We start from the raw sequence: 2,166 nt of genomic DNA, 5'->3' as shown, positions 1-2,166 counted from the left end.
TATTAGCTATTGCTTTTGGTGGACGATAAAAGCTTTATTGATTGAACCAGAATTAAATCTTATTACAAAAGTCTGCTCNTCAGCTATTAGCTATTGCTTTTGGTGGACGATAAAAGCTTTATTGATTGAACCAGAATTAAATCTTATTACAAAAGTCTGCTCCCTTGAGCTTTAAAGTATATATTTATTTAAACTCCATCCTTAAGGGCGGGATATTATTGCTGTTTGCTCCGCATTCCGCAGGAAGAGCGGACCCTAAATTGTTGAATGAATAATTAATTGACTATCAACTCTTATAGCAGTTTTCATGTTTTTTAGATTACAGAGATTTGGGTTTAAAGGAAGAAGGCTCATATTATCTAGGAGAGAAGGAAGAAGTAATGCAAGTCATGAAGTGAAAACCGCTATANGGTTTAAAGGAAGAAGGCTCATATTATCTAGGAGAGAAGGAAGAAGTAATGCAAGTCATGAAGTGAAAACCGCTATAGCGTTTCCCAAGAAGCGTGAAGTACAGTTATCTTTTTATCTTTTCATTACTCCCTATTCCCTGTTCCCTGTTCCCTGTTCCCTCAAAGCTAGAATTTTGTACCTCACCATTATGAGAACTGCTATATAATTATTAATTATAATGTATCTTACCCACTACAAGAAGTTAATTTAGCAGTATTTTTTTTACTGTTAAGTAGTTAAGCAAAATTAATTGTATATTTGGTACTGAAGTTAAAGTAGATAGGCAAAATAATTTTTGCTCTAATTATAAAGATTTTTTCCCCTTGCTCAATATCCTTAATTATTTCTGCAAAAGAGCGATTGCCTGGTTCAATAAATGTATTATACCAATTACCATGCCTTAATGCTATACTCAAGCCCAACTTCAATTATTAAGTAATTAACACAGACCAAATCACCTTTTTGATAATTAGCACCCCAATTACCGTTAATTATTTCTGTTTTTACTTCTCCCCCACTCCCCTACTCAAGAAAGTGTAGACAACTTTTTGAGAAATGTTATTAGTCATCCGAACAATAGGGGGATAAATTGCATTTAAAGCTCTAGGATTTCCTATAGGTGCTTCTCCAATTTTTCCAGCAGTTTCTCGATTATGTAGGCGAGTAGTTAATAGCCCATTCTGAATTAAATATTTGCGTTGTCCAACAATAACTTCATCATATTTATCATATTTAATTCAACCACTTAAATCATTAATACTAGCATCATCAACTACATTTAATTTTTCTATAGCTACTGGTTGACGCAACTTCAGTAACTCTTCCATCCGGGAGTTTTCATAAATATAGTCTGGTTTAGAAAGATGACCAAAAGCTTCGTGAATAAACACAACTGCCAGATAAGGATCTCAAATTACATTATACTGTCTAGCTTTGACAGGGTTGGCCTCTAGTTGACGGATGGCCTGTTTTGCTACTCCTATAATTTGCTTGTCAATATTACCGAAAAATAAAGGTATAAAGCCTCTCCTTTCAAGTCAAGGATAAACAAAAAAAATTTTTCCTTTTATTCAATCCAATCCGTTTTAGGGAGAGGTAATTATCAATTATCCATTATCAATTATCCATTATTGAAAGAAGGTGTTATAATTTGAAGCAGAACTGATAGGATGGACTTCCTCTTTAACTAAATCCCCTTCTCCACGGGCAATGGCTCTAAATTTGTCATTGATGTCTCAAGGTTCCTGTGTTATGCAACTGCCGATGGAATTAACGAAATAAGTAATAGTGAAGCGAGCGTCATAACTAACATTTGTTGTCTGAATTCGGGGGGTAAAATCTAACAACAACTGATTATAAGCTTCAATTAATTGTCGCTTTTCTTCTAAAGATATGGGACGGGGATCGGGAAAAAATTTAACTTATACATAATCTTGGACTGCTGGAATAGAAGCTAGTTGAGTAGTTTCTTTTCCGATTAAATCAGCGTGAGAAATTACTTATTCAATATTATTGAAAGTAACAAAATTCCAGCCTCCTTTATCCCAGGTGCAAATACCTCCTACTAGGGAAAAGTGACGATTAACAGCATTTAACTTTTGGCTACTAAATGAAATGGCTGTTGATTAACTTTGTTCTAGGCTAATTTCTAGATAGTCTACGGGATTGTAGTAATTATAAATTTTCGCTTATTATAGTTCTATAACAGTATGATTT

General features: G+C 33.9%; 4 protein-coding genes. All 4 read right to left on the bottom strand.

From position 1 onward, the window contains the following. Positions 1-686 precede the first annotated feature (686 nt). Positions 687-866, bottom strand: a complete 180-nt coding sequence (locus tag AFK68_RS00610; RefSeq protein WP_143437378.1) for a hypothetical protein — start codon at positions 864-866, stop codon at positions 687-689. Positions 867-953: 87 nt separating this feature from the next. Further along, positions 954-1,160 (bottom strand): metallopeptidase TldD-related protein, encoded by a 207-nt coding sequence (locus AFK68_RS40795; protein ID WP_256386456.1) that lies wholly within the window; start codon positions 1,158-1,160, stop codon positions 954-956. 27 nt (positions 1,161-1,187) lie between these two features. Continuing rightward, positions 1,188-1,340: a hypothetical protein gene (locus AFK68_RS40790; RefSeq protein ID WP_246843909.1), complete on the bottom strand. Its 153-nt coding sequence runs from the start codon at positions 1,338-1,340 to the stop codon at positions 1,188-1,190. A gap of 345 nt (positions 1,341-1,685) precedes the next feature. Continuing rightward, complete coding sequence (locus AFK68_RS43940; RefSeq protein ID WP_371357168.1) at positions 1,686-1,844, bottom strand: hypothetical protein; 159 nt, start codon at positions 1,842-1,844, stop codon at positions 1,686-1,688. Positions 1,845-2,166 lie beyond the last annotated feature (322 nt).

Origin of the sequence: Hydrocoleum sp. CS-953, from assembly GCF_002260545.1 — a bacterium.
GTDB lineage: Bacteria > Cyanobacteriota > Cyanobacteriia > Cyanobacteriales > Microcoleaceae > Trichodesmium.
This window is presented reverse-complemented; position numbering and strand designations above follow the sequence as displayed.